Source organism: Streptomyces roseochromogenus subsp. oscitans DS 12.976 (assembly GCF_000497445.1).
GTDB lineage: Bacteria > Actinomycetota > Actinomycetes > Streptomycetales > Streptomycetaceae > Streptomyces > Streptomyces oscitans.
The window spans coordinates 987802-1012983 of sequence record NZ_CM002285.1; the positions used below are offsets into that span (position 1 = coordinate 987802).

Consider the following 25182-nt stretch of genomic DNA (forward strand, 5'->3'; position numbering starts at 1 on the left):
GTGCGGCCGACGCGTCGCGGGCCGCCGCACCGCCCCGGGGCGAGTCCGGCCCCCGGCCGCTCTACATCGGCACCTACACCTCGGTCGACGGCGGCGGCACCGGTATCGGGCTGGCCTCCTACGCCCAGGGGACCGGCCGGATCACCGGCTCCGGCACGCTCACCGGAGTCCCCGACCCGTCATATCTCGCCGTCCATCCGGACGGCCGCACGCTGTACGCGGTGGACGAGCGCCAGGATGGCGGGGTGACGGCCGTACGCCTCGCCGACCGGCACATCCTCGGCACCCGTGACACGGGCGGCGCGGGCCCCTGCCATCTGTCGGTGCACCCCTGCGGACGCTGGCTGCTGAGCGCGAACTACGGCTCGGGCAGTGTCGCCGTGCATCCGATCGACGCCTCCGGCGCCCTCGGCGAGCGCACCGACCTGGTCACGCACACCACGCCGGCACCGGGTCCGGGTCAGGACGGGCCGCACGCGCACCAGTTCATCACCGCCCCGGACGGCGGCCATGTCCTCGCGGTCGACCTCGGCACCGACACCGTCTACAGCTACCGCCTCGACCAGGCGGACGGCACGCTGACGGAGGTTGCGCAGGCGCACACCCGGCCCGGGGCGGGACCGCGCCATCTGACGTTCCATCCGGGCGGCCGCCACGCCTATCTGGCCAACGAGGTGGACGACACGGTCGCCGTCTGCGGCTACGACCCGGCCTCCGGCCGGCTGACGATCGGCGAGCCGCAGTCCACGGGCTCGGGCGGCGGCACCAACTACCCGGCGCAGTTCGCGGTGACGGCGGACGGCGGATACGCCTTCCTGGCCAACCGGGGCGACAACACGCTCGCGCGGTACGCCATCGAGGCCGACGGCGCCCGGCTGCGGCTGCTCGGCACAGTGCCGGTCGGCGGGGACTTCCCGCGGCAGATCGCTCTCTCGCCGGACGGCAGGCTGCTGTTCGCGGCGAACCAGCACTCGGGCACGGTCACGGTCTTCCAGGTGGACCGGTCGAGCGGTGAACTCCGGCCAGCCGGTGAGCCGTTCGCCTCACCCGTCGCCGTCTGCGCGCTGCCGCTGTAGGGCGCGAGGACAAGCGGCGGCGCTGGCCTGGGCCAGCAGGGCGTGCATGCGCTCGGTGAGCTGGGCGACGTCGTCGGCGGGCGTGTGGAAGGGCAGCCGTACGTCGCCGTGGGCGCGGGTGCGCTCGATGCGCAGGGTCAGTCCGTGCCGGTCGACGGCGAGGGGCAGCACGCGGGTCGCGGCGTGCAGGCTCTCCGGGCGCACCAGGCGGGTCAGCCGCTCGACGGCGTCCGGGTGGGCGTCGGCGAGGTGGGTGAGGAGCCGGGCCTCGGCACCGGCGAGCGGGTCGGGCCGTGCGGCGGCGAAGTCGTCGAGGTCGATGACCACGGCTCCGGAGGACTGCCGCAGCACCACCCGCGTGGGCTGGAACAGCAGGGTGCCGCCGTCCGGGGCGAACCAGCCGGCCAGGTAGAGCCGGGCCCGGATCCGGCCGCGTACCGGTACGGGGGCCACGTCGGCGAACTCCAGCACGGCGGAGGGCTCTTGGCGCGGGGCGCAGACGGCCGCCGTGAACAGGGCGCTGTCGTCGGGCACCGCCAGCCGTACGGCGCCCTCGCCGGTCACGGTGTGCGCACCGACGTACTCCTCGCGGGCACCGTCCGCGGTCACCGCACACGACCAGGCGGCGGCCAGCACCGACCGTGCCCGTTCCGCCGCGCCGGGTGCGGCCGTCCAGTCCTGTGTGTCACCCATCCCGAGACCTCCTTAGGTAAGCCTTGCCTAACTTATCGGAGATCAGGGCACACGCCAACCACTCCGCACCGGCGGCAGGAATCAGGCGATGACACCCAACAGCGCCCGCGCACACAGGTCGCGCACCTGCTCGCGGGTCAACTCGCCGTCGCGCAGCCACTCCAGGCAGACGGCCGTGGTGAAGGCGAGCCAGCCGCGCACGGCCAGCCGGACCTGCGGGGCACCCTCGAAGGCGGGCCCGAACTCGGGGTCGGCGGCCAGCGCGGCGAGGATCTGCTGCTCCTGGGCGGCCAGGGCCCGCTGGTAGACCCGGCGTACGGCCTGGTCGCCGGCCGCGTCGGCGCGGTGGAAGGCGCGGAAGCCGTGGGCGTGGGCCTGGACGTAACCGAGGTAGGTGTCGAGGCCGGCGGCGAGCTGCTCGCGCACGGGCACGCCGGGCACGGCCGCCGTCATGCGCAGCATCCGCTCGCTCTCGCGCTCGACGACGGCCGCGAAGAAGTCCCGCTTGGTCGGGAAGTAGTGGTACAGCAGCCCACGGGAGACCCCGGCGATCTCGGCGACCTGCTCGATCCACACGTCGTCGTACGGGCTCTCCGAGAACAGCTTCGCCCCGACCGACAGCAGCTGCTCACGGCGTTCCTCGGTGCTGAGCCGGCGCCGGGCTCGCTCCCCCTGGTTCGCGGGCATGGCCTCACTTTACTTGACGTGGGTTCAACAAGCGGACCAGACTGAAACCGGTTATTGAATCCACGTACAACACGCGTGTCACAGCCGCGTGTCACAGATTCAACGGTCCGCTGGATCAAGGGAGATCAGCGTCATGGCGGAGACCACGGAGACGATGGCGGGGACCACGGAGACCTCGGACACAGGCCTGCCGAAGGGTTTCCGGAGCGCCGAGCAGGGCTGGCCCGAGCTGCACCGCATCCCGCATCCGCCGCGCCGGCTGCCGCTGCTCGGCGATGTGCTCGGCGCCGACCGGCGCACGCCCGTGCAGGACTCGATGCGCCTCGCTCGCGACCTGGGGCCGATCTTCCGGCGGCGGGCCTTCGGCAAGGAGTTCGTGTTCGTGTGGGGCGCGCGGCCGGCCGCGGACCTGGCTGACGAGTCCCGGTTCGCCAAGCACGTCGGGCTGGGCGTGGCCAATCTGCGTCCGGTCGCCGGGGACGGCCTGTTCACCGCCTACAACCACGAGCCCAACTGGCAGCTGGCGCACGACGTCCTGGCGCCCGGCTTCAGCCGGGAGGCCATGGCGGGCTACCACGCGATGATGCTGGCGGTCGCCGGGCGGCTGACCGATCGCTGGGACCGTGAGGCAGCGGCCGGGCGCACGGTGGACGTGCCCGGGGACATGACCAAGCTGACGCTGGAGACGATCGCGCGGACCGGGTTCGGGCACGACTTCGGCTCCTTCGAACGGGAGCGGCCGCACCCCTTCGTCACCGCGATGGTCGGCACGCTCACCTATGCCCAGCGCCTGAACAGCGTGCCCGGGCCGCTGGCCCCGCTGGTGCTGCGCGCCGCCGCCCGGCGCAACGCGGCCGACCTGGCCTATCTCAACCGCACGGTCGACGACCTGGTCGCGGACCGGCGCCGGTCGGGCCGCGGGGACGGCGACCTGCTGGACCGGATGCTGGAGACGGCGCATCCGGAGACGGGCGAGAAGCTGTCGGCGCAGAACGTCCGCAAGCAGGTGATCACGTTCCTGGTCGCGGGCCACGAGACCACCTCGGGCGCGCTCTCCTTCGCCCTGTACTACCTCGCCCGGCACCCCGAGATCGCCGCCCGGGCCCGCGCCGAGGTGGACCGCGTCTGGGGCGACACCGCACAGCCGGGCTACGACCAGGTCGCCAAGCTGCGCTATGTCCGCCGGGTGCTGGACGAGTCGCTGCGCCTGTGGCCGACCGCCCCGGCCTTCGCCCGCGAGGCCCGGCACGACACGGTCCTCGCCGGCGACCATCCGATGCTCCGGGGCGGCTGGGCGCTGGTGCTGACACCGATGCTGCACCGCGACCCCGAGGTGTGGGGCGAGGACGCCGAGCGGTTCGACCCGGACCGCTTCGACGCGCAGGCCGTACGCTCCCGGCCCGCGCACACCTTCAAGCCGTTCGGCACCGGCGCACGGGCCTGCATCGGCCGCCAGTTCGCCCTGCACGAGGCGACGCTGGTCCTCGGCCTGCTGCTGCGCCGCTACGACCTGAAGTCCGACCCCGGATACAGGCTGACGGTCACGGAGAGGCTGACCGTGATGCCGGAGGGATTGCGACTGGGGTTGGAACAGCGCCCCATTGGGGGGAACTTGGGGGAGCGACAAGCCACGACGGTCCCGCAGACGAACGACGGCACATCAAGGCACTTCGAAACGTCAGCGGCCCGCTGTCCAGTGCACCGGCCGGCTGACTGACCCCGGCAACCGGGTCCCGGCGCTGCCCCGCGCGGCGTTCAGCTGCGGCTGGGTGAGGAAAAAGGCACCGGTGAGGTCCGCGTCGGTCAGGTCGGCGTCCCGCAGGTCCGCGCCGATCATGTCCGCGTCGCGCAGATCCGCGCCGGTGAGGTCGGCGGCGATGAGATACGCGCCGCGCAGACTCGCCCCGCGAAGATCGGCGCCCCGGAGCCGGGCGCCGATGAGATCCGCGCCCCGGCGGTCCTTGCCCTTCTTGCCGCCCTTTCCGCCGCCGCTGCCGGCACCGGCCCGGGCCAGTTCGCTGGTGCGCAGCAGCAGCACATTGACCTGCTGCCGGTGCGCGGCCACGTCCAGCGCGGCCAGCTCCTCGGGGCTCTGCCGGGTCAGCTGCTCGGTCTCCGCCAGCGCCCGCCGCAGGTCGGGATGGACGGGGCCGGCGGCGGCCAGGCCGAGCGCCTCGGTCAGGTACCACAGCAGCTCGTGCAGCTGCCGTACGACAGGAAACACGTCGAGCAACCGGCGCGCGTGCTCCTTCGACGCCGTACGCCAGTCCTGCCCGCCGAAGGTGAGCTGCGAGACCTTCTGTCCGGCGCCGAAGCAGTCGTAGACCGTGCAGCCGCTGAACCCCTTCTCGCGCAGGTCGGCGTGGATGCCGCAGCGGTGGTCGCCCCGGAGGTTCGGGCACGGCTTCCCGGCGGGCTTGTTCAGCGCGAAGTCGGCGGACGCGGCGAAGGGCAGGGCGACACAGCACAGCCCGAAGCAGCTCGCACAGTCGCCGCGCAGCTCCGCAGTGTCCTCTGTCTGATCTGGCATATGAGACAGCCTACTGGGTCGGCTCATCCCGCATACGGCAGGATCGCGCAGGTCAGCGCGGTTAGCGACAGGTCAGCGCAGCGCGACCTGTTCGACGGCCTCGAGCACCCGGCCCGCGCCGTCCTCCCCCGCCATCCGCGCCGCGGCGGCCCGGCTGTACGACTGCTGCCGTACCACCCGGTCGAGCGCCTCGGCGAGCCTGCCGGCCGGCAGGCCGGTGAACGGAAGGGGGTCGGTGGCGGCGCCGATCGCGGCCGGCCGGGCCGCCCAGAACGGCTGGTCCGCGGTGACCGGCACGGGAACGCCCGGCACCCCGGCGTGCAGCGCGGCGACCGTGGTGCCCGCTCCGGCGGCGTCACCGGGTGCGCTGCACCTCGATGGCCTGTTCGGCGACCGTGGCGAGGCGCTCCAGCCGGTCCATCTCCTCGCGCAACCGCCGCTGCCGCGACCGCAGATGGTCGAGGGCGTTGGCCTGCGGTCGCGAAGGATGGCGGCGATCTCGTCCAGCGGGAAGCCCGGTTCCGGTAGAAGAGGATCTGCTGGAGGCGGGGCAGGTCGGCGTCGCCGTAGGAACGGTAGCCGGCGCGGCTGCGAACGCCGGGCGAGAGCAGCCCTGCCTTGTCGTGGTGGTGCAGCGTCCGCACGGTCACCCCCGCGAACGCCGCCACCTGCCCCACCGAGTAGCCCATGTACCTGCCCTTTCGTCCGTTGCCAGCCTCAAGCCTGACGTAAGGGGAGCGCCAACTCGGCGCGGCCGCCTGCCGGGTCAGCGGGTGAAGACCTCGAAGGCCACCGCCGGTATGCCGCCGAAGCGTTCGGCGGTGGCGGTGGTCCGCGTGGTCAGGAACGCGCGGGCGTAGGTCTCGGGGTCCTGGTCGGTCAGCGCCTCAAGGTAGCTGCGGTGTTCGAGCAGCGAGCGCACCGCCCGCTCCAGGCCGGGTCGCGCGTCGACGGCGTGGGTGGGCCGGCTGGAGCCGGCGACGGCCACCCAGCGGACGCCGCCGAAGGGTTCGAGGCCCTGATCGGTGAGTTCCGGGAAGATCCACCGGTTGCCGGCGTCCGCGGCGGCGTCCAGGGTGGCACGGCCGACGGCGACGTGGTCCGGGGTGTTCCAGGAGGCGTCGCCCCAGGTGTCGCGGTGGTTGAGGGTGAGGACGAGTTCGGGCCGGTGGCGGCGGATCGCGGCGGCGATGTCCCGGCGCAGCGCGGTGCCGTACTCGATCACCCCGTCCCGGTGCCCCAGGAACTCCACGGTGGTGACGCCGACGACGGCCGCGCCGGCCCGCTGCTCACGCTCGCGCAGCGGGCCGCAGGTGGCGGGGTCGAGGCTGTCGATGCCGGCCTCGCCACGGGTCGCCAGCACATAGGCGACCTCGCGGCCGGCGTCGGTCCAGGCCGCGATGGCCGCGGAGCAGCCGTATTCGAGATCGTCGGGGTGGGCCACCACGGCGAGGGCGCGCTGCCAGTCCTCGGGCAGGGGCTGGAGCTGAGTGATCTGTGGATCAGTCATGCGCCGCAGACTATTCGCTCCGCGGGGAGTGCCGAATGAGGCGACGATCGGCGGAGCCGCACATCAGCACAGCCCCGCGCCCCTCCGGGAGCGCTGCGCGCCCCCGGCCTCACACCTCGTCGCGTGCCATCGCCAGCAGCCGGTCCAGTACCCGCGGCGCGCCCGCGCGCAGGCCATCGTGCTCGAACTCGTCGGTGACCCAGGTGCGCAGGCCGCGGATCGCGCGGGCGGTCTCCAGCGAGTGTGCGGTGTCGACGTACATGTCGTCGTGGTAGACGGCCGCCACCACCGGGACCTCGTTGGCGGCGAGGCGGGCGGGGTCGTAGAGGGACTGCCAGTCGGTGCGGGCGGCGAGCAGGTCGGCGGTCTCGCGCAGCGGGCGCAGGGCAGGGTCCGCCTCGAACATCCAGGGGTGGATCGTCTCGCCGGTGAAGATCACCGGGCCGTCGCCCGTGAGGGCCTTCGCCGCGTCGAACTGCGGGTACTCGGCGCGGACCCGTTCGGCGGCCCAGGCGGTGGGGCGGGCGTCCTGGCCGTAGATCGCCTCGTGGACGAGCGCGTAGAGGGGGTGACCGGCGTACGACAGCAGGGACTGGGCCTGCTCCTGGAAGGCGTCGGACAGGTCAAGGCCGCCCGGTGTGCGCACGAGGGCGTCCTCCAGGAGGTGGTGCAGCCGGTGGCTGCCGTCGCTCGTGCCGAGCATCAGGCCCAGGGACTGGAACGCCTCGACGGTGAACCGGTAACCGTTCGGCAGGACCACGTCATGGGTGAGGAGGTGGTCGGCGATACGGCGGGCCCGCTCGACGTCCTGCGGATAGCGGGCGTAGTGCGCGGTGACCTTGCGTTCGATGCGCGGGTAGGCCGAGCGGTAGACGTCGTCGGCGTGGGCGTGCAGGGAGGGCAGGCCGCCGGTGATGACGGCGGTGTCCAGGCCCTCGGGGGCGAGCGAGAGGTACGACACCGCGCAGAAGCCGCCGAAGCTCTGGCCGAGCACGGTCCATGGCGCGCCGCCGGTGACCTCGGCGCGGATGGCCTCGCAGTCCCGGACGATGGAGTCGGCACGGAAGCGGGTGAGGTAGTCGGCCTGCTCGGCGGGACCGCCGCGCAGGGGGAGCGTCTGCCGGGTGGCGGGCGTGGAGCTGCCGGTGCCGCGCTGGTCGAGGAGCAGGACGCGGTAGTCCCTCAGCGCCCGGTCGAGCCAGGCCTGACGTCCGACGAAACGATTCGCCCCGAAGCCGGGCCCGCCCTGGAGGTACAGCAGCCACGGCAGCTCCTGCCCGGCCTTGTCGCTCGCGACCGCCTCGCGGGCGTACAGCTCGATCGTCTCGCCGTCCGGGGCGGCGTGGTCGAGGGGCACGGTGAAGCGGCGGTCGGTGAGGATGACGCCGGGCTGGCGGTAGCTGAGGCTCAACGGGTCTCCTGGGACGTAGGGGACGGGCGGATCCCAGTTCAGCACATGACCGGGCGCGCGCCGAGCCCCGGGATCATGGTTTGTTACTGAACTTCCGGTCAGCGCCCGGATCGGCGTGACATCCGGTCAGGGCCCGGCTCAGCGTGCGGCGAGGCTGGACCGGCGCACCACCAGCTCCGGCTGGAGCACCACCCGGCGGTGCTCGAGGGTCACGACAGGCCGTTCTTCTGGAACGAGTTGTTGTTGACGAGCCCGTCGTACGACACGAAGTACAGGGCCCGGGGATCGAGGAGGGTACGGCCGAGGAGGGTGGCCCCGGGGGGGAGAGCGAACCCGCTTCCAGCGGCGGTCATGACAGGTAGAACACCTCCGTGAGCGGTTTCATGACCTCCGGAGCGGATCGCCGAGGCGTGCCGGGCGGTCGGGGCAGCCGGTGCCGGTGACACGGGCGGAGATCACCCGGTGCGTCCTGGACTCGCTGGCCCTGGCCCACCGGCGGGCCGTCGAGGACGCGCAGCGGCTGGCCGACCGTCCGTCCGGTGGACGTGGTGTACGTCGTCGGGGGCGGCACCCGTAACGCGCTGCTGTGCCAACTCACCGCCGACGCGTGCGGGCTGCCCGTGGTGGCAGGTGCGACGGAGGCCGCGGCCCTCGGCAACGCCCTGCTCCAGGCCCGTACCCACGGGCTGGTCGGCGGGCGGCCGAGGCGCGGATCGCCAGGCGGTAGCGGCGGTCTCCCCTCACCGGTGTCCGCCGACTACCCTGCACTCGTCCGATGACCGATTCCGAGGAGCCGCGATGCGTGTCGCCCTGTTCCTGACCTGTGTCAACGACACGCTCTATCCGGACACCGGCCGTGCCGTGGTGAAACTGCTGACCAGACTGGGTGTCGACGTCGACTTCCCGCTGGGCCAGAGTTGCTGCGGGCAGGCGCACTACAACACCGGGTACCGGCACGGAGCCGAGCCACTGGCACGGCACTTCTCCGATGTCTTCGGCGGCTATGAGGCGATCGTGACCCCGTCCGCGTCCTGCGGGGCGATGGTGCGGGAGCTGTATCCACGGATGGGTGACCGGGCGCGTGCCGAGGGGCGCGGGGACTCGCTGGCCCGGACGCTGGCGCCGGTGGTCCCGAAGACGTACGAGCTGACGGAGTTCCTGGTCGACGTGCTCGGGGTGACGGACGTCGGCGCCTCTTACCCGCACAAGGTCACCTACCATCCGACCTGTCACGGCCTGCGCTCCCTGGGCCTGGGCGACCGTCCGCGCCGCCTGCTCCAGGCGGTCAAGGGTCTGGAGCTGGTCGAGCTGCCGGGTGCCGAGGAGTGCTGTGGGTTCGGGGGAACGTTCGCGGTGAAGAACGCGGAGGTGTCGGCGGCGATGGGCGCGGACAAAGTGCGCAGTGCCGAGTCGACGGGCGCTCAGGTGCTGTGCGCGGCCGACAACTCGTGTCTGATGCACCTCGGCGGCACGATGAGCCGGCTGCGCACCGCCATGCGGCCGGTGCACATCGCGGAGATCCTGGCGAGCACCGAGGAGGAACCGGCGGCATGAGCGGAACGTTCGTCGGCATGCCGGCCTTTCCCAAGGCCGCTCGCGATGCCGTACGCAATCCCACCCTGCGCGGCAATCTGCGGCACGCCACGCACACCATCCGCGCCAAACGAGCCCGCGCGGTGGCCGAGTTGGACGACTGGTCGGCGCTGCGCGAGGCGGGCCGCCGGATCAAGGACCACACGCTGCGCCATCTCGACCGCTATCTGCTGCAGTTGGAGGAGTCGGTCACGGCGGCGGGCGGTACGGTCCACTGGGCCGCCGACGCGGACGACGCCAACCGCATCGTCACTCAACTCGTCAAGGAAACCGGCGAGTCGGAGGTCGTCAAGGTCAAGTCGATGGCCACGCAGGAGATCGGGCTCAACGAAGCCCTTCTCGAAGCGGGCATCCGCGCCTACGAGACCGACCTCGCCGAGCTGATCGTGCAGTTGGGCAAGGACCGGCCCTCGCACATCCTGGTGCCGGCGATCCATCGCAACAGGGGTGAGATCCGGGACATCTTCCGGGCGGAGATGGGCGAGTGGGGCCGTCCCGCTCCCGAGGGCCTCACCGACACGCCCGCTGAACTCGCCGAGGCCGCGCGGCTGCACCTGCGGGAGAAGTTCCTGCGGGCCAAGGTCGGCATCTCCGGCGCCAACTTCATGGTCGCCGAGACCGGCACGCTGGTGGTGGTGGAGTCCGAGGGCAACGGCCGGATGTGCCTGACCCTGCCGGAGACACTGATCTCGGTCGTGGGCATCGAGAAGGTGGTGCCGGCCTGGCGGGACCTGGAGGTCTTCCTCCAAACGCTCCCCCGCTCCTCCACCGCCGAACGCATGAACCCGTACACGAGCACGTGGACCGGGACGACGGACGACGACGGGCCGCGGACCTTCCATCTGGTGCTGCTCGACAACGGCCGCACCGACACCCTCGCCGACCAGGTCGGCCGCCAGGCCCTGCGCTGCATCCGCTGCTCGGCCTGCCTCAACGTCTGTCCCGTCTACGAGCGGGCCGGCGGGCACGCCTACGGCTCGGTCTACCCGGGCCCGATCGGCGCGATCCTCAGCCCCCAACTCCGGGGCACGGCAGGCGAGATCGACGCCTCACTGCCGTACGCGTCGAGTCTGTGCGGCGCCTGCTACGAGGTGTGCCCGGTCGCCATCGACATCCCCGAGGTGCTGGTGCATCTGCGCGAGCGGGTCGTGGAGGGCGGTCCCGCGGTGCGGCAGGGCAACAAGGTGATGCTGAAGCCGGCCAAGGGCCACGCGGCCGAGCGGGCGGCCATGCGCGCGGCACGCTGGGCCTTCACCCACCCCGGCGCCCTGCGCACCGGCCAGCGCCTCGCCTCCCGCACCCGCCGCCTCCACCCCCGTACCCTGCCCGGCCCGGGCAAGGCGTGGAGCGGCACCAGGGACCTGCCGCCCCTACCGGCGGAACCCTTCCGGGACTGGTGGCAGCGCACCCGCGGTGGAAAGGGCGACGCCAAGTGAGCAGCCAAATGAGCAGCAGGGACAGGGTCCTGGGCCGGGTGGGGCGGGCGCTCGCCGACGTGACACCGGACGAGAGGCCGTACGAGGAGGCCGTCGGCCGGGACTATCTGCGTGAACACGGTCACCGCACGACCGAGCAGACGGTGGAGCTGCTGGCCGAGAACCTGGCGGACTACCGGGCGATCGTGCACCGCAGTGACGCCGAGGAGATGCCGTATCTCGTCATGCGGCTGCTGGCCGCGCACGGCTCGCGGGAGGTGCTGGTGCCGCCCGGGCTGCCGCCGGAGTGGATGTCCGCCGCGGACCCGGTGCGGATCCACGACCGGGCGGTGAGCACGCCGCAACGGCTGGACCAGGTGGACAGCGTGGTGACCGGGTGTGCCGTGGCGATCGCCGAGACCGGCACGATCGTGCTGGACGGCTCCCCCGACCAGGGCCGGCGCCGTATCTCACTCATCCCCGACCATCACATCTGTGTCGTCCGCGTCCCGGACCAGGTGGTCTCCTCGGTCCCCCAGGCCCTCGAACGCCTCGACCCGGCCCGCCCGTTGACCTGGATCTCGGGCCCGTCGGCCACCAGCGACATCGAACTGGACCGGGTGGAGGGCGTGCACGGCCCGCGGAAGCTGGAAGTGATCCTGCTCGGCTGACGGACCGTGCCGTGCGCCGCTGTGTCACTGTGTCGAGCAGGCCGGGAAAGGCCTGGTCCGTCTCGGCGCGGCGCAGCGCGTACATCCGCGAGGTGCCGACGTAGCACTGCCGGATCAGCCCGGCCTCGCGCGGCACCTTGAAGTGGTGCGTGGCCGTCGACTTGCTGACCGCCATGCCGAGTCCCCCGCAGGGGACGTACCCGGCGCTCGCGTCGAGCTGCCCGACGGTGCTCCGGCGCACCGAGTCGACGAGGGCCTCCAGCACCTGCTGGAGGCCGAATTCGGGGACGGTTCCGCGAGACCGGCGGGCCCGAGGTGCTGCGGCTGGAGCAGCTGGATCCGGGCGAGCCGGGTCCCGGGGAGGTGCTGCTGCGGATCGAGGTGATCGGGATCAACCGGGCCGGGGCCCTGTTCCGCCGGGACAGCTGCGTCGAGCCGGTCAAGCACCTGCCGGCCCGGCCCCGCAACGAGGCCTCCGGAGTGGTGGAGGCCGTCGGGCCGGGGGTGAGCGGATTCGCGGCGGGCCAGGCGGTGAGCGTCGTACCGAACTTCTCCCACAACGACTACGGCGTGTACGCCGAGCGGGCGCTCGTGCCGGTGTCCGCGCTCGTACCCAGGCCGGACGGGGTGGACGCGGTGACCGGCGCCGCCGTGTGGATGCCGCATCTCACCGCGTACGGGGCGATGGTGAAGATCGGCGGCATGCGGCCGGAGACGTCGCGGTCGTGAACGCGGCGTCCAGCAGCGCCGGGCCGGCCGCCCTGCGGACGGCCAAGCGGGAGCGGCTGTCGGCCGCGGGCGCGGCGGAGGTGATCGTCTCCGCCGAGGAGGACGTGGCCGGGCGGGTGCGGGAGCTGACCGGTGGGCGCGGGGCCGAGTTCGTCTTCGACGCCGTGGCCGGGCCGGGCGTACGGGAGCCGGCCCGGGCGGTGGCGGCCGACGGGACGCTGTTCCTGAGGGGCGCGCAGAGCGGGCAGCCCACGCCGTATCCCTGGTTCGAACTGGACATGCCGGCGCTGAACATGCGGACATTCACCATGCTGGAGATCACCCGCGATCCCGAACGGATGCGGCGCGCCCGGTGACCTCACCCCGTCGGGGCGGATGTCTCGCGGCTGAGGAAGCTGAAGGCGGCCGGGTACAGGCGTGTCCATGTGTTGTAGTTGTGGCCGCCCGTGGGCAGCACCAAGGTCTGGGTCCGGACCGGGGTGCCGGCCGCGGCCTGGGCGAACTGCTCGATGTAGTGCGGCGGGCTGAGCCGGTCCTGGGCGGACGTGGCCAGGAACAGGCCGACCGGTGCGGTGGTGTGCCGCACCATGTACGTGGGGCTGGTGCGCTTGCGGACCTCCGGGTCGCCGATCACGCCCTGATCGCCGGTGAGCGGATCGGGATCCAGTGCGGCGCCGGCCGCGAAGACCTTCGGATAGGCCAGCGGGAGCCGGGCCGCGCAGAAGCCTCCGGTGGAGAAACCCATCACGCCCCAGCCCTTGGCTCCGCTCAGGGTGCGGAACTTCTTGCTGATCAGCTCCGGTACGTCGACGGCCATCCAGGTGGCCACCTTCCGGTTGCGTGCGTCGGTGCAGTCGGTGTCGATGCCGCCCGGGTCGACCGTGGGCATGGCCAGGATGAAGGGATGGCTGACGCGCGCGTTCATGAGCCGCTCGAAGTCCCCGGGCATGTTGCCGTGCTCCAGCCAGGAGGCGGGGCCTCCGGGGACGCCGTGCAGGAGCAGCACCACCGGGAAGCGGGTGTGGCGGTAGCGCGCCTCGTTGTACTGCGGCGGCGTCCAGACGACGACCTGACCGGACAGGGCCGAATGCCGGCCGCGGAAGTACGTGTCCAGCAGCCCTGTCTCGGTGTGGTTGAACTTGGCGCGGTCCGCCGGGGGCCCGGGCATCGCCACGGCGGCGTTGTTGCGGCCGAGGAGGTCGTCCCAGGAGGCGTAGAGACCGTAGTCGTTGTTGATCCAGGTCGCGACCACCGAGATGGCGGTGAGCTGGCACAGGCCGATCATCACGAACCGCAGCAGCCAGCGTACCGGCCGGGGTCCCCTGACCAACGACCACAGCACCATCGTCCCGATCACGCACACTGCCGTGGCCACGATCAGCAGGACGAAAAACGTCGTTCCCGTCAAGCTCAAGGGTCAACCTCCGGCAAGTCCGTGATGAGTGATGATGTCTGGTTCCCACGGAATCACAGTCAGGCGTGTTGATCCAAGCCGGTTCCGGCCATGGCCCCTCGTTCCCCCACGTTCCCCCTCGCTCCAGTTGGTTCCACTTGGTTCCACCTCGTCGCCGAGCGTGCTCCGCCATGATGATGGTCAACCGGCTGATCGAGCCCACTTCCGGCCGGATCTTCGTCGAGGGTGAGGGCACCGCCGTCGTCGGCTCGGCTGGAAGCGGGCGAAGGCACGGGCGCGGGCCGCCGAACTGCCGGATCTGGTGGGGCTCGACCCGATCACGTACGGGCCGCGCTACCCGGAGCAGCTGTCCGGCAGGCAGCGGCTGGGGGTGCCCCCAGGCCGTTCAGACACCGGGGGAGGGTCGGGGTGGCGCGGGCGCTCGCGGCGGATCCGCCGGTGTTGCTGATGGACGAGCCTCCCGCACTGCCCTGAACGGGCGCGGGAGGTGCCCCCAGGCACGGTCGACCCGTTGGTGCGCGAGCAGCTGCAGGACGAGTTCCTGCGGATGCGGGCCGCGGTGCGCAAGACCGTGCTGCTGGTCACGCACGACATCGAGGAGGCCGTCCGGCTCGGCGACCGAATCGCCGGGTCCAGCGTGGCATCCGTGGTCGTGGTCAGCACCATCTGGTCCTGCCCGTTCTGCACGGCCCGCTTGGCCTGGGTGGTGCCGACCCCCTTGGGGTCGACGCCGGTGACGTCGATGGCGTACACCCGCTTCAACCCCGGTTCGCAGTAAGGCCGTTGGACGCACTCGTCGCCCGCCGCGAGCCGTACCCTCAGCTTCGCGGCGCCGAGGTCGCTGAGGGTCTTGAGGTGGTGTGCGCGGGCGTAGGAGGCGGTGACGGCGAAGGCGTTCTGGTCGACGGCGCGGCCGGGCGGCAGGACGGTGAGCCCGCGGGGCGTGGCCGAGAGGCCGTACAGCGGCAGGAACAGGGAGAACATCGCCAGGGACGGGATGGTGCAGAGGATCGTCGTCACGGCGAGGACCGGGCCGGCCGCCCAGCCCCAGCGGCGGGCCAGCACGGCGAGCGGCAGCGCGATGGCCAGGCCGACGAGGACCGACAGCGTGGTCAGCTGGAGGTGCTGGACGACCGCGTCGAGGACGATCTGCCGGCGGGTGGTCAGGTAGGCGCCGCAGATCCTCCCCCATGTTGCGCGCTGGCAGTCGTCCGGGGGCGCGGTCACGGTTTCATCGGACCGGCTGGGCGAGCGGGTCGGCGCGTTGTGCCGGCCCGTATGAGGGCCGGTGGGGGTGCTACCGCATCCCCGCCGCGTCCAGCAGCGCCGTCACCGTCGCCGTCGCCAGTCCGTCGCCGAGGTGCTCGACCTTCGCACCGGCCCGGGCGCTCGCGCCGTCGAAGACCAGCACGAGCTGGCGGGCGAGCAGCTCGGGGTCGCGGGCGCCACCGCGCTCGGCGTCGGCGCGGAACCTCTCGGCCAGCCGGTCCTTGACCGCGCGGGCGACCACGCTCGCCGGATGCCGCGGGTCCTTCAGCTCCACCAGGACGGCCAGGTACGGGCATCCGTGGTAGTCGGCGGCCACGGAGGCCTGCTCCAGGCGCTCGAAGACGTACAGGATGCGCTCGCGCGGGGTCGCGGCCTCCGGGTCGGGGTGCGCGAGCTGGGCGTCGTACCGGGGGATGCGCCGCTCCAGGCTCGCGGCCAGCATCGCGTCCTTGCTCTCGAAGAACTGGTACATCGACCGCTTGGAGACGCCCGCCTCCCGGCACAGCGCCTCGATGCCGACGCAGACGCCGTCGCGGTAGGAGAGCCGGGCCGCCGCGTCGAGCAGCCGGTCGCGCGGGGACACCTTGTCTGTGGAGGCCATGCAGCGAGGTTAACCGGAGCACGGACGAAAGGAAACCGATCGGTGTATATCGCTCGGCGTCCCGGCCGCTTCCGCCGGATCCACGTGACAGGGTCGCTGAACAAGCGCTTAGATAGGAGAGACCGGACACCGCTCCCGACCCGCCGGAGGCCCCGTTGTTCACGTCCGTCGACGACGTCTCCGCCCGCCTCGCCGAGACCGGCTACCTCGCCTCGCCCGCCGTCGCCACGACCGTCTTCCTCGCCGACCGGCTGGGCAAGCCGCTGCTGGTGGAGGGCCCCGCCGGGGTCGGCAAGACCGAGCTGGCCAAGGCCGTCGCCCAGGTGGCCGGGGCCCGGCTGGTGCGACTGCAGTGCTACGAGGGCGTGGACGAGTCCCGGGCCCTGTACGAGTGGAACCACGCCAAGCAGCTGCTGCGGATCAGCGCCGGGCGCGACGAGAGCTGGGACGAGACCCGCACCGACATCTTCAGCGAGGAGTTCCTGCTCCCCCGCCCGCTGCTGACCGCCATCCGCGGTGCGGAGCCGACCGTGCTGCTGATCGACGAGACCGACAAGGCCGACGTCGAGATGGAGGGGCTGCTGCTGGAAGTGCTCAGCGACTTCCAGATCACGGTCCCGGAACTGGGCACGGTCACCGCGACCCGCCGCCCGTTCGTCGTCCTCACCTCCAACGCCGGCCGGGAGCTGTCCGAGGCGCTGCGCCGGCGCTGCCTGTTCCTCCACATCGGCTTCCCCGAGGAGGAGCTGGAGCGGCGCATCGTACGGCTGAAGGTGCCGGGCCTCGGCGCCGCGCTGACCGAGTCGGTCGTCCGGGTGGTCGGGGCGCTGCGCGCGATGGACCTGCGCAAGGTGCCGTCCGTCGCCGAGACCATCGACTGGGCGCGCACCCTGCTGGCGCTGGGCGCCGACACCCTGGACGAGACGGTCGTACGGGACAGCCTCGGGGTGATCCTCAAACACCAGGACGACATCCAGAAGGCGGCGGCGAAGCTCGACCTGGACGCGCTGTGACCGGTGTCGCCGAGCGGATCACCGGGCTGGTCGGGGCGCTGCGCGCGCACGGCGTGCGGATCGGCACCGGCGAGAGCGTGGACGCGGCCCGCGCGGTGGAGGCCCTGGGGCTCGCGGACCGGGAGCTGCTGCGCGAGGGGCTGGTCGCGACGCTGCTGCACGGCCAAGGGCAGCGGGCCGTGTTCGACCCGGTCTTCGACCTGTACTTCCCGCGGGCGGTCGGCGGCCTGCAAGGCGCCGGCCCGGATCGCGACGAACTGCGCGACCGGCTGGCCCAGGCACTGGCCCTTAATGACCAGGCCCTGATGGACCAGTTGGCCGCCGAAGCCGTCGACGGCCTCGGCGGCTACAGCAGTTCACCGGGCTCGGACGGCTGGTCGGCGTACCAGACACTCGAACGACTGCGCCCGCAGACCCTGTTGGCCCGGGTGCGGGCGGATGTCCGGGGCCGGGACGGCAGCGGTACGGGCTTCGCGGACCGGTTGCTGGACGACGAGATCCGGCGCCGCATCGAGGAGTTCCGGCGGCTGGTCGGCGCGGAGGCGCGGCGCCGGGTCGCCGAGCGGCGCGGGCGGGACGAGATCGCCCGGCGCGGTGTCCTGCCGACCGCCGACCGGGTGGACTTCCTGTTCGCGGGCCGGGACCAACTGGCCGAGCTACGCCGGGCCGTTCAGCCGCTCGCGAGGAAGCTGGCCACCCGGCTGGCGGCGCGCCGGCGCCGGGCCGCGCGCGGCTCGGTCGATCTGCGGCGCACGCTGCGCTCCTCGCTGTCCACGGGCGGGGTTCCAATGCGGCCGGTGCTGCGCCGGCGCCGCCCGGCCCGCCCCGAACTGGTGCTGCTCTGCGATGTGTCCGGCTCGGTGTCCGGCTTCTCGGACTTCACGATGCTGCTGGTGCAGGCGCTGCACGACCAGTTCAGCAAGATCCGCGTGTTCGCCTTCGTCAACCGGCTCGACGAGGTCACCGGCCTGCTCGACCACGGGCGCGCCGACCCCGACGGGCTCAGCGCCCGTATCCGCGCGGAGGCCACGCTCACCGGCTGGCACGGCAGCAGCGACTACGGTGTCGCCCTTGGCGAGTTCGCCGAGCGGTACGGCGATGCGGTCGGCGCGCGCACCACGGTGTTCGTCCTCGGGGACGCCCGGACGAACATGAGCGACCCGAACCTGGCCGCCGTACGCGAGGTCGCCCGGCGGGCCCGCCGGGTGTACTGGCTGAACCCGGAGTCGCGTCCCCAGTGGGGCACCGGCGACTCGGCCGCACCCGCCTACGCCGATCTGGTCGAGATGCACGAGTGCCGTACGGCCCGTCAGCTCAGCGCGCTGATCACCCGCCTGCTGCCGGTGTGATCGACTGGTCCGGACGACCGCGATCCACCCCTGATCAGCATCTGATCAGCACCTGCCTGATCCGCAACTGATCCGCACTGAAGGACGTACGCCATGAGCCACTCCTCCGTACCGCTCGGCACCTTCCCCACCCCCGTCGAACCGGCGCCCCGGCTGGCCGCCGCGCTCGGGCTCGGGCCCGAGGACCTGTGGATCAAGCGGGACGACCTGACCGGTCTGGGCGGCGGCGGCAACAAGATCCGCAAGCTGGAGTGGACGGCGGGCGCGGCCCTCGCCGAGGGCGCGGACACCCTCGTGACCACGGGCGCCCCGCAGAGCAACCACGCCCGGCTGACCGCCGCCGCGGCCGCCCGGCTCGGGCTGGACGCCGTCCTCGTGCTGCGCGGCTCGCCGGGCGCCTCCCGGTCCGGGAACCTCGCGCTGGACGGGCTGTTCGGGGCGAGGCTCGCCTGGGCGGGCGAGGTGGACCAAGCGGGGCTGGACGCGGCGGCGGCCGAGGTGTGCGCACGGTTGCGGGCCCGCGGTGCCCGGCCCGCGCTGATCCCGTTCGGCGGGTCGGGAGTGCTGGGGGCCCGGGGCTATGTGCGCTGCGGCGAGGAACTGGACGAGCAGCTGCCTCAGCTGCGGACGGTGGTGGTCGCGCTCGGCTCGGGCGGCACCATGGCCGGGCTGGTCGCCGCCCTGGGCGCCGGGGCGGTGCTCGGCGTCGACGTGGGCGCCCTGGCCGATCCGGCTGCCGCCGTGGCGGAGTTCGCGGCACCGCTGACCACGGAGCAGGTCACGGCCGAAGGGCTGCGGGTGCGCCGGGACCAGGTGGGCGCCGGGTACGCGGCGCTGACCGGCCCGGTGGCCCAGGCACTCCGGCTCGCCGCCCGCACCGAGGGCCTCGTACTCGATCCGATCTACACCGGCCGGGCCCTGGCCGGACTCCGGGCGGCCGTCCGCGACGGTGACGTCCGGCCGGGCGAGAAGACGGTGTTCGTCCACACCGGCGGCCTGCCCGGCCTGTTCGGGCACCCGGACGCGGTCGCGTTCGCGGAGGAGGGGGCGGCTGCGTTCGAAGGGTGACGGAGGGGGCGACGACGGGGTGGTGCCGCCCCTGGACAAGCCACCGGGCCGCACGCCGTGCGACCCGGTGTTGCGGGGAACCCGGCGTTCAGCCCTTCGCGTACTCCTTCGCCATGCCCCCGGCGAAGTCATGGACCACGACCTGCTCGTCTCCCACCACCCAGGCGTCGTGACCGGGCGGGCACACGAAGACGTCGCCGGGGCCGACCTCGGCCTCGCCGCCGTCATCCATGATCAGATGCATCCGTCCCTGCACCACGTACCCGTTGTGGTGGACCATGCAGCTCTTGGTGCCCGCGATCGGGCCGACGGACTCCGACCAGCGCCAACCGGGTTCGAAGGTGGCCACGGCGAAGTCCAGCCCGGTCAGATGCAGGGCTTCGAGGTGGCCTCGTGGGAAGTCGCGCCGTTCGTCCGGCTTCTCGACCGTCTTCACTTCCAGCATGACGGTGTCCTCCCTTCCGGCCGCTGACCGCGACCGGGGCCGGCCACCGTCCCCCGGCGGCCTCGGACGGCACCGGCGCTGCGACGGCGGCCGTACCCCACGCCTCCATCGTCGGCCGCGCGTCCGCGCACCGCCATTCGACCGGGGACAACGATGTCAGAGGCGGACCGTAGGCTGACGTACCAGACGTACCAGATGTCCCATCTCCCGTCCGACTCACCCGAGGTGACCATGTACGCAACCTCTCTCGGCGCCGACGGCGCCGAACTGTGCCCCCTCCAGCCCTGGCAGGCCGAGGAGTTCCTCGCCCATGTGGATCGCGGCCGGGAGTTCATCGGGCGGTTCAACGGGCTGCCCGACGCGGTCAGCGACCTGGCGGCCGCCCGGACGTTCCTGACGGCGTACGCCGAGAAGGAGGCGGCCGACGCGGGGCTCATCCGGGGGATACGGCTCGACGGCACGCTGGTCGGGGCGGTGATCCTGCGCCGGATGGACGTCCCGCAGGGCACGGCGGAGGCGGGCTGCTGGCTGGAACCGGACGCCGTGGGCCGGGGGTTGGTGACCCGGGCCGCGCGCCTGCTGATCGACTGGGCGATCCGGGAGCGGGGCATCCACCGGGTCGAGTGGTGGGTGTCGGCAGGGAACGCACCCAGCATCGCGGTCGCCCGACGGCTCGGCATGCACAAGGAGGCGGTCCTGCGGGAGAGTTACCCGCACCGGGGCGAGCGACACGACGAGGAGATCTGGGCGGTACTGGCGTGGGAGTGGACGGGGAGAGCGCAGGCTGCGGGCGCATGACGGGGACGGGGAGAGCACAGCCTGCAGGCGCATAAGGGGATGGGGAAAGGTGGGCGCGGGTCGCCACCGCGTGACCGGCTTCCGTCCGCCTACGACTACCAGGTGCGCGCCGGACTCCAGCAGGGCCACGCGTCCGAGTACTCGGGGAATTCACCGGCCGGTATGCCCGCGGTAACCATAGGGGATCCCGCGTCAGGGATCCGCGCAGCGGCCGTCACCACGCCGGTGACGGGCCGGCTCGGTGACATGTACGGCAAGCGGCTGATGCTGTCGACCAGCCTTCTGATGCTGGTCGCGGGCTCGGTGCCGTGCCCGCACTGCCCAGGCCGCTGCACGCTTCCGCCTCCGACGCGACCTGGGTGACGTGTTTGAGACATGGTCGGGCCTCCGCCGGGGACACGGTCGGCACAGCCCCCGCATATAAGTCAGTTGATTGACTTACCCAAGGAAAATGCGGGTTTCCGTGCTCACCGGTCCGGCTTCCGCACCGCTAAGTTGGGCGGCATGAGCAACCTTGACCGCGCACCCGTGCCCAGCGTCTGCGGCGGCCGCGGATTCGTCGTCGCCGAGCCCGTCCGCGAACTGCTGAGCCCCCGTCATGTGAAGCTGGGCGAGTCGACCGAGGTGCGCCGACTGCTGCCCAACCTCGGCCGCCGCATGATCGGCGCGTGGGCCTTCGTCGACCACTACGGGCCCGACGACATCGCCGACGAGCCCGGCATGCAGGTACCGCCGCACCCGCACATCGGGCTGCAGACGGTCAGCTGGCTGCACGAGGGCGAGGTGCTGCACCGGGACTCGACGGGCAGCCTGCAGACGATCCGGCCCAGGCAGCTGGGCCTGATGACCTCGGGTCGCGCGATCAGCCACTCCGAGGAGAGCCCGCGCCCGCACGCGCGCTTCCTGCACGGCGCCCAGCTGTGGGTCGCACTGCCGGACGAACACCGCCACACCGAGCCGAAGTTCGAATACCACGCGGACCTGCCCACGGTCACCGCGCCGGGCCTCACCGCCTCGGTCATCCTCGGCGACCTCGACGGATCCACGTCGCCCGGTACGACATACACCCCGATCGTCGGCGCCGACCTCGCCCTCACCCGGGGCGCCGACGTACGGCTGCCGCTGGAGCCCGACTTCGAGTACGGCGTACTGGCCATGTCGGGCGAGGTCCACGTGGACGGCGTACCGGTACTCCCCGGCTCGATGCTCTACCTCGGCTGCGGCCGCTCGGAACTCCCGCTGCGAGCCGAGTCGGACGCCGGGATCATGCTGCTCGGCGGCGAGCCGTTCGCGGAGGAGCTGATCATGTGGTGGAACTTCGTCGGGCGTACGCAGGACGACATCAGCCAGGCCCGGGAAGACTGGATGAACGGGTCCCGATTCGGGGAGGTGAAGGGGTACGACGGGGATCCGCTGCCTGCTCCGGAGCTGCCGACAGTGCCGCTGAAACCACGGAGCAGGGTGCGCTGAGCTCTTATTTTCCAAGAAGCACGTATTTTCCAACGGAAGCGCGTACCGCCGGGCGAGGCGGGTACGCCCTATGCATTCCGCTGGCGTGGAGCTGCCTGTCGGCCTGTTTCCGGGGCATGCTGGTGTCATGGACGGGCACCCTCCGGTGATTGTGCTCCCGCCCGCGCAGGACGGCGGACGGCGGGTGACAATCCGCGGCGAGTCCATGGGCACCGCCTACACCCTCTTCGACGTGCTCGAATTCCTCCACCGGGCGGGCCTGCCGAACACCGACACCACGATCGACGACCCCGAGCTGATCGAGTGGCGCGGCGGCGGACCGTACGACTGGCCCAACAGCACATAGCTCTCCTATTCGGGCATGCGAGGGCAATCCGGGCAGAGGAATTGCTAAATTTCGCAATTGGTTAGATGCTGTGTTCGCTGTGCTTGCAGGTAGCCGCGGGCACAGCTTCTGTGTGTCTCGTCCCGAGCGGGGCTGCGCGAAGGAAGCTGAGGGGTCGTGTCGGTTCCGCTGTACCAGGCGAAGGCGGAGTTCTTCCGGATGCTGGGCCATCCCGTGCGGATCCGGGTGCTGGAGCTGTTGCAGGACGGGCCGATGCCGGTGCGGGAGCTGCTGGCCGCCATCGAGGTGGAGCCGTCGAGCCTGTCCCAGCAGCTCGCGGTGCTGCGCCGCTCGGGGATCGTCGATTCCACCCGTGAGGGCTCGACCGTCGTCTACGAGCTGGCCGGCGGTGATGTCGCGGACCTGATGAAGGCCGCCCGGCGGATCCTGACCGAGATGCTCTCCGGGCGCAACGAGCTGCTGGCCGAGCTGCGCGACGCCGGGGTCGCCGCCCGATGAGCATGATGTCTGCCCGGATGGTCCGGGCCCGGATCACCTCGCTGCTGCCCTCGCGCCCCGATCTGGCGCAGATCCGGCGTGATCCGCGCCGGGACCTCCTCGCCGGCCTGACGGTGGCGATCGTGGCGCTGCCGCTCGCCCTCGGTTTCGGGGTGTCGTCGGGGCTGGGTGCTGAGGCGGGCCTGGCGACCGCCGTGGTCGCCGGCGCGCTGGCCGCCGTGTTCGGCGGGTCGAATCTCCAGGTGTCGGGGCCGACCGGTGCCATGACCGTCGTCCTGGTGCCGATCGTCGCCCAGTACGGTCCGACCGCCGTGTTCACGGTGGGGCTGATGGCCGGTGTGATGCTCGTCGTCCTCGCCCTGCTCAGGGCCGGGCGTTATATGCAGTACGTGCCGGCGCCCGTGATCGAGGGCTTCACGCTCGGCATCGCCGGAGTGATCGGGCTCCAACAGGTGCCGAACGCGCTCGGCGTGTCCAAGCCCGCGGGCGACAAGGTGCTCGTCGTCACCTGGCACGCGGTCGAGGAGTTCGTGAAGGCGCCGAACTGGACCGCCGTCACTCTGGCGGCCTGCGTGGTCGTACTCATGCTGGCCGGAGCGCGATGGCGGCCGACCGTGCCGTTCTCCATCGTCGCCGTGATCGCCGCCACCGTCGTGGCACAGGTCGCCCACCTGAAGGTGAAGCCGATCGGCGATCTGCCGGCGGGACTGCCGGCGCCCTCCCTCTCCTTCCTCGAACCCGGCTCGCTCGGCTCGCTGCTCACCCCCGCCGTGGCGGTGGCCGCGCTGGCCGCGCTGGAGTCGCTGATGTCCGCGGCCGCCGCCGACGCGATGACGGTGGGACAGCGACACGACCCGGACCGGGAACTGCTCGGCCAGGGCCTGGCCAACATCGCCGCCCCGCTGTTCGGCGGCGTCCCGGCCACCGGAGCCATCGCCCGCACCGCCGTCAACGTCCGCACCGGCGCGGGCTCCCGGCTGGCCGCCCTCACCCATGCCGCCGTTCTCGCGGTGATCGTCTTCGCGGCGGCGCCCCTGGTGTCGAAGATCCCGCTCGCCGCGCTGGCCGGCGTGCTCCTGGCCACCGCGATCCGCATGGTCGAAGTGGGCTCGCTGAAGGCGATGGCCAGGGCCACGCGGTCCGATGCCGTGATACTCGCCCTGACCGCGGTCGCGACCCTCGCCCTCGATCTCGTCTACGCCGTGATCATCGGTCTGGTCGTCGCCGGCGCCCTCGCGCTGCGTGCGGTGGCCAAGCAGGCCCGCCTGGACCAGGTGCCGCTGGACCGTGCCGACCACACGGCCGAGGAGCACGCGCTGCTCGCTGAGCACATCGTCGCGTACCGCATCGACGGGCCACTGTTCTTCGCCGCCGCGCACCGCTTCCTGATGGAGCTGGCCGAGGTCGCGGACGTACGGGTCGTGATCCTGCGCATGTCGCGCGTCTCGACGATGGACGCCACCGGTGCCCTCGTCCTGAAGGACGCGGTGGAGAAGCTCACGCGGCGGGGGATCGTCGTGCTGGCCTCGGGGATACGTCCCGGTCAGCGGCAGGTCCTGGACTCCGTCGGCGCGCTGGAGCTGCTGCGGCACGAGGGCCGTGAGTACGCCTCCACGCCCGAGGCGATCCGCGCCGCCCGCGATCACCTGGAGACGGCCGGATTCCTGTCTGCCGTCCCCGCCCGTAAGACGAGCCCGAAAAGCCCGGACACCAGCGAGGAACCAGTCCTATGAGCACCTCCTCCAGCACCCCGCGCATGGCCGAGGTCTCCGGCGCGGAGGCACTGTGGCTGCTGGAAGGGGCGGAGCTGGGGCGGCTGGTGTTCGTGCAGCGCGACGTCGCCGTCGTACGGCCCGCTCGGCATGTGTGGGAGTACGGCCGGCTGATCGTGCGCACCCCGGTCCAGCCGGCTGTCGTTCCGCTGAGCGCGAGCTACCACGCCGACGACATTCAGCAAGCCACGGGCACCGGCTGGACGGTGACCGCGACCGGACCGGCCGAAGTGATCAACGACCCGGACGAGGCCGCCCACTACCGGCGGACGCTGCCCGGCTGGACGCACGGCCCGCACGACACCGTCGTCCGCATCCACCCGCAAACGGTCACCGGTTTCCGCCTCGTCCGGGGGACGGAGAGGCGATGACCACACAATTGGAGGCACTGCCGCACCGCCACGTGCTCACCCTGCCGTCCGTGCCGGCCGCGGTCCGTGTGGCCCGTCAGACCGCTGAACAGACCCTGCGGGAGTGGGGCATCGGGCTGCGGCACCCCACCGTGGATCCGGCCTTGCTGATCCTGAGCGAGCTGGTCACCAACAGTGTCCGGCACGCCGCCGCGCTCTCCCCCAAGATCACGGTGTTCTACGCGGCCGGCCCGGACTGCTTCGTCTTCGCCGTCCACGACCGCCACCCCTACCAGCCGCCCCTCTACGGCGCGATCACGGAGAGGGGTAGCGGCGGCCTGGGCACCGTGATGGAGCTCGTCCTCGGCCTGCGCGGCACCGCGGTCGCCCGCGCGGACGCCGACGGCAAGGGCAAGAGCATCTGGATCACCTTGCCCCTCTGACCGGGCCAGACCTCAGCCCCTCACCACCACG

General features: G+C 72.2%; 27 protein-coding genes and 3 pseudogenes. 18 read left to right on the top strand and 12 right to left on the bottom strand.

The features are described 5' to 3' along the window. The coding region (locus tag M878_RS54525; RefSeq protein ID WP_023544923.1) for a lactonase family protein at positions 1-1076 on the top strand (1076 nt) is incomplete at its 5' end. Here M878_RS54525 and M878_RS54530 read toward each other — a convergent pair. Together M878_RS54530 and M878_RS54535 are read right to left on the bottom strand one after the other, a co-directional pair. Continuing rightward, positions 1044-1769: a DUF2470 domain-containing protein gene (locus M878_RS54530; RefSeq protein WP_023544924.1), complete on the bottom strand. Its 726-nt coding sequence runs from the start codon at positions 1767-1769 to the stop codon at positions 1044-1046. The two genes, M878_RS54525 and M878_RS54530, sit on opposite strands and share 33 nt — an antisense overlap. 81 nt (positions 1770-1850) lie before the next feature. Next, positions 1851-2456, bottom strand: coding sequence for a TetR/AcrR family transcriptional regulator (locus tag M878_RS54535; protein WP_023544925.1), 606 nt, complete (start codon positions 2454-2456; stop codon positions 1851-1853). A 154-nt stretch (positions 2457-2610) separates the two neighbouring features. On the opposite strand from M878_RS54535, the gene M878_RS54540 reads away from it, so the two are divergent. Then, positions 2611-4173 (top strand): cytochrome P450, encoded by a 1563-nt coding sequence (locus M878_RS54540; RefSeq protein WP_037730401.1) that lies wholly within the window; start codon positions 2611-2613, stop codon positions 4171-4173. On the opposite strand, the gene M878_RS54545 is transcribed toward M878_RS54540, so the two are convergent. The 6 genes and pseudogenes from M878_RS54545 to M878_RS97290 form a co-directional block, all read right to left on the bottom strand. Beyond that, on the bottom strand, positions 4135-4986 hold the full coding sequence (locus M878_RS54545; protein WP_023544927.1) for a pentapeptide repeat-containing protein: 852 nt from the start codon (positions 4984-4986) through the stop codon (positions 4135-4137). The genes M878_RS54540 and M878_RS54545 overlap by 39 nt on opposite strands. Positions 4987-5058: 72 nt before the next feature. Beyond that, a pseudogene (locus M878_RS54550) lies at positions 5059-5337 on the bottom strand (nucleotide disphospho-sugar-binding domain-containing protein); the annotation flags it as partial. A 10-nt stretch (positions 5338-5347) separates the two neighbouring features. Continuing rightward, positions 5348-5675 (bottom strand): annotated as a pseudogene (locus tag M878_RS93625) (MerR family transcriptional regulator); the annotation flags it as partial. Positions 5676-5752: 77 nt separating this feature from the next. Continuing rightward, entirely contained in the window at positions 5753-6496 is a 744-nt protein-coding gene (locus M878_RS54555) for a PIG-L deacetylase family protein (protein WP_023544929.1), read from the bottom strand. A gap of 109 nt (positions 6497-6605) precedes the next feature. Further along, complete coding sequence (locus M878_RS54560) at positions 6606-7907, bottom strand: alpha/beta fold hydrolase (RefSeq protein WP_023544930.1); 1302 nt, start codon at positions 7905-7907, stop codon at positions 6606-6608. Positions 7908-8116: 209 nt separating this feature from the next. Then, positions 8117-8260: a hypothetical protein gene (locus M878_RS97290; RefSeq protein ID WP_023544931.1), complete on the bottom strand. Its 144-nt coding sequence runs from the start codon at positions 8258-8260 to the stop codon at positions 8117-8119. Between the two features lie 37 nt (positions 8261-8297). On the opposite strand from M878_RS97290, the pseudogene M878_RS93630 reads away from it, so the two are divergent. From M878_RS93630 to M878_RS99450, 6 genes and pseudogenes are all read left to right on the top strand, one after another. Beyond that, a pseudogene (locus M878_RS93630) lies at positions 8298-8602 on the top strand (FGGY-family carbohydrate kinase); the annotation flags it as partial. Between the two features lie 103 nt (positions 8603-8705). Next, positions 8706-9461, top strand: a complete 756-nt coding sequence (locus M878_RS54570) for a (Fe-S)-binding protein (protein ID WP_023544933.1) — start codon at positions 8706-8708, stop codon at positions 9459-9461. Further along, positions 9458-10936: a LutB/LldF family L-lactate oxidation iron-sulfur protein gene (locus M878_RS54575; RefSeq protein ID WP_023544934.1), complete on the top strand. Its 1479-nt coding sequence runs from the start codon at positions 9458-9460 to the stop codon at positions 10934-10936. Before M878_RS54570 ends, M878_RS54575 begins: the two co-directional genes overlap by 4 nt. A gap of 8 nt (positions 10937-10944) precedes the next feature. Further along, entirely contained in the window at positions 10945-11586 is a 642-nt protein-coding gene (locus M878_RS54580; RefSeq protein ID WP_023544935.1) for a LutC/YkgG family protein, read from the top strand. Between the two features lie 315 nt (positions 11587-11901). Then, complete coding sequence (locus M878_RS99445) at positions 11902-12315, top strand: alcohol dehydrogenase catalytic domain-containing protein (RefSeq protein ID WP_023544936.1); 414 nt, start codon at positions 11902-11904, stop codon at positions 12313-12315. Beyond that, entirely contained in the window at positions 12312-12671 is a 360-nt protein-coding gene (locus tag M878_RS99450; protein ID WP_023544937.1) for a zinc-binding dehydrogenase, read from the top strand. The genes M878_RS99445 and M878_RS99450 overlap by 4 nt, the downstream gene beginning before the upstream one ends. A 2-nt stretch (positions 12672-12673) precedes the next feature. Here the strand turns inward: M878_RS99450 and M878_RS54590 are convergent, their stop codons facing one another. The 3 genes from M878_RS54590 to M878_RS54595 all read right to left on the bottom strand — a co-directional run bounded on the left by M878_RS54590 (position 12674) and on the right by M878_RS54595 (position 15599). After that, a complete protein-coding gene (locus M878_RS54590) occupies positions 12674-13729 on the bottom strand; it encodes an alpha/beta hydrolase (RefSeq protein ID WP_031224081.1) in 1056 nt (351 codons plus the stop codon). Positions 13730-14062: 333 nt separating this feature from the next. Further along, complete coding sequence (locus M878_RS99455; protein ID WP_023544939.1) at positions 14063-14956, bottom strand: glycine betaine ABC transporter substrate-binding protein; 894 nt, start codon at positions 14954-14956, stop codon at positions 14063-14065. Positions 14957-15026: 70 nt separating this feature from the next. Further along, on the bottom strand, positions 15027-15599 hold the full coding sequence (locus M878_RS54595; RefSeq protein ID WP_023544940.1) for a TetR/AcrR family transcriptional regulator: 573 nt from the start codon (positions 15597-15599) through the stop codon (positions 15027-15029). A gap of 155 nt (positions 15600-15754) precedes the next feature. On the opposite strand from M878_RS54595, the gene M878_RS54600 reads away from it, so the two are divergent. The 3 genes from M878_RS54600 (at position 15755) to M878_RS54610 (ending at position 19029) form a co-directional block, all read left to right on the top strand. Next, on the top strand, positions 15755-16612 hold the full coding sequence (locus M878_RS54600) for an AAA family ATPase (RefSeq protein WP_023544941.1): 858 nt from the start codon (positions 15755-15757) through the stop codon (positions 16610-16612). Further along, a complete protein-coding gene (locus M878_RS54605) occupies positions 16609-17961 on the top strand; it encodes a vWA domain-containing protein (protein WP_023544942.1) in 1353 nt (450 codons plus the stop codon). Before M878_RS54600 ends, M878_RS54605 begins: the two co-directional genes overlap by 4 nt. 93 nt (positions 17962-18054) lie before the next feature. Next, positions 18055-19029, top strand: a complete 975-nt coding sequence (locus M878_RS54610) for a pyridoxal-phosphate dependent enzyme (RefSeq protein WP_023544943.1) — start codon at positions 18055-18057, stop codon at positions 19027-19029. A gap of 88 nt (positions 19030-19117) precedes the next feature. Here M878_RS54610 and M878_RS54615 read toward each other — a convergent pair whose 3' ends face one another. Next, a complete protein-coding gene (locus tag M878_RS54615; RefSeq protein ID WP_023544944.1) occupies positions 19118-19474 on the bottom strand; it encodes a cupin domain-containing protein in 357 nt (118 codons plus the stop codon). Between the two features lie 231 nt (positions 19475-19705). On the opposite strand from M878_RS54615, the gene M878_RS54620 reads away from it, so the two are divergent. The 7 genes from M878_RS54620 to M878_RS54645 all read left to right on the top strand — a co-directional run bounded on the left by M878_RS54620 (position 19706) and on the right by M878_RS54645 (position 25151). Beyond that, positions 19706-20272, top strand: coding sequence for a GNAT family N-acetyltransferase (locus M878_RS54620; RefSeq protein WP_031224084.1), 567 nt, complete (start codon positions 19706-19708; stop codon positions 20270-20272). Between the two features lie 504 nt (positions 20273-20776). Then, on the top strand, positions 20777-21742 hold the full coding sequence (locus M878_RS54625) for a pirin family protein (protein WP_031224086.1): 966 nt from the start codon (positions 20777-20779) through the stop codon (positions 21740-21742). Positions 21743-21869: 127 nt separating this feature from the next. Then, positions 21870-22088 carry a hypothetical protein gene (locus M878_RS47010; RefSeq protein ID WP_031224088.1) on the top strand — a complete coding sequence of 73 codons (219 nt, stop codon included), beginning with the start codon at positions 21870-21872 and terminating at the stop codon, positions 22086-22088. 156 nt (positions 22089-22244) lie between these two features. Beyond that, the gene (locus M878_RS54630; protein WP_023544948.1) at positions 22245-22586 is read left to right on the top strand and encodes an ArsR/SmtB family transcription factor; all 342 of its coding nucleotides are present in this window, start codon (positions 22245-22247) and stop codon (positions 22584-22586) included. A gap of 5 nt (positions 22587-22591) precedes the next feature. Further along, complete coding sequence (locus M878_RS54635; protein ID WP_031224090.1) at positions 22592-24319, top strand: SulP family inorganic anion transporter; 1728 nt, start codon at positions 22592-22594, stop codon at positions 24317-24319. Next, positions 24316-24729: a pyridoxamine 5'-phosphate oxidase family protein gene (locus M878_RS54640; RefSeq protein WP_023544950.1), complete on the top strand. Its 414-nt coding sequence runs from the start codon at positions 24316-24318 to the stop codon at positions 24727-24729. Before M878_RS54635 ends, M878_RS54640 begins: the two co-directional genes overlap by 4 nt. Further along, the gene (locus M878_RS54645) at positions 24726-25151 is read left to right on the top strand and encodes an ATP-binding protein (RefSeq protein WP_031224092.1); all 426 of its coding nucleotides are present in this window, start codon (positions 24726-24728) and stop codon (positions 25149-25151) included. The genes M878_RS54640 and M878_RS54645 overlap by 4 nt, the downstream gene beginning before the upstream one ends. The last annotated feature ends 31 nt before the right edge of the window (positions 25152-25182 follow it).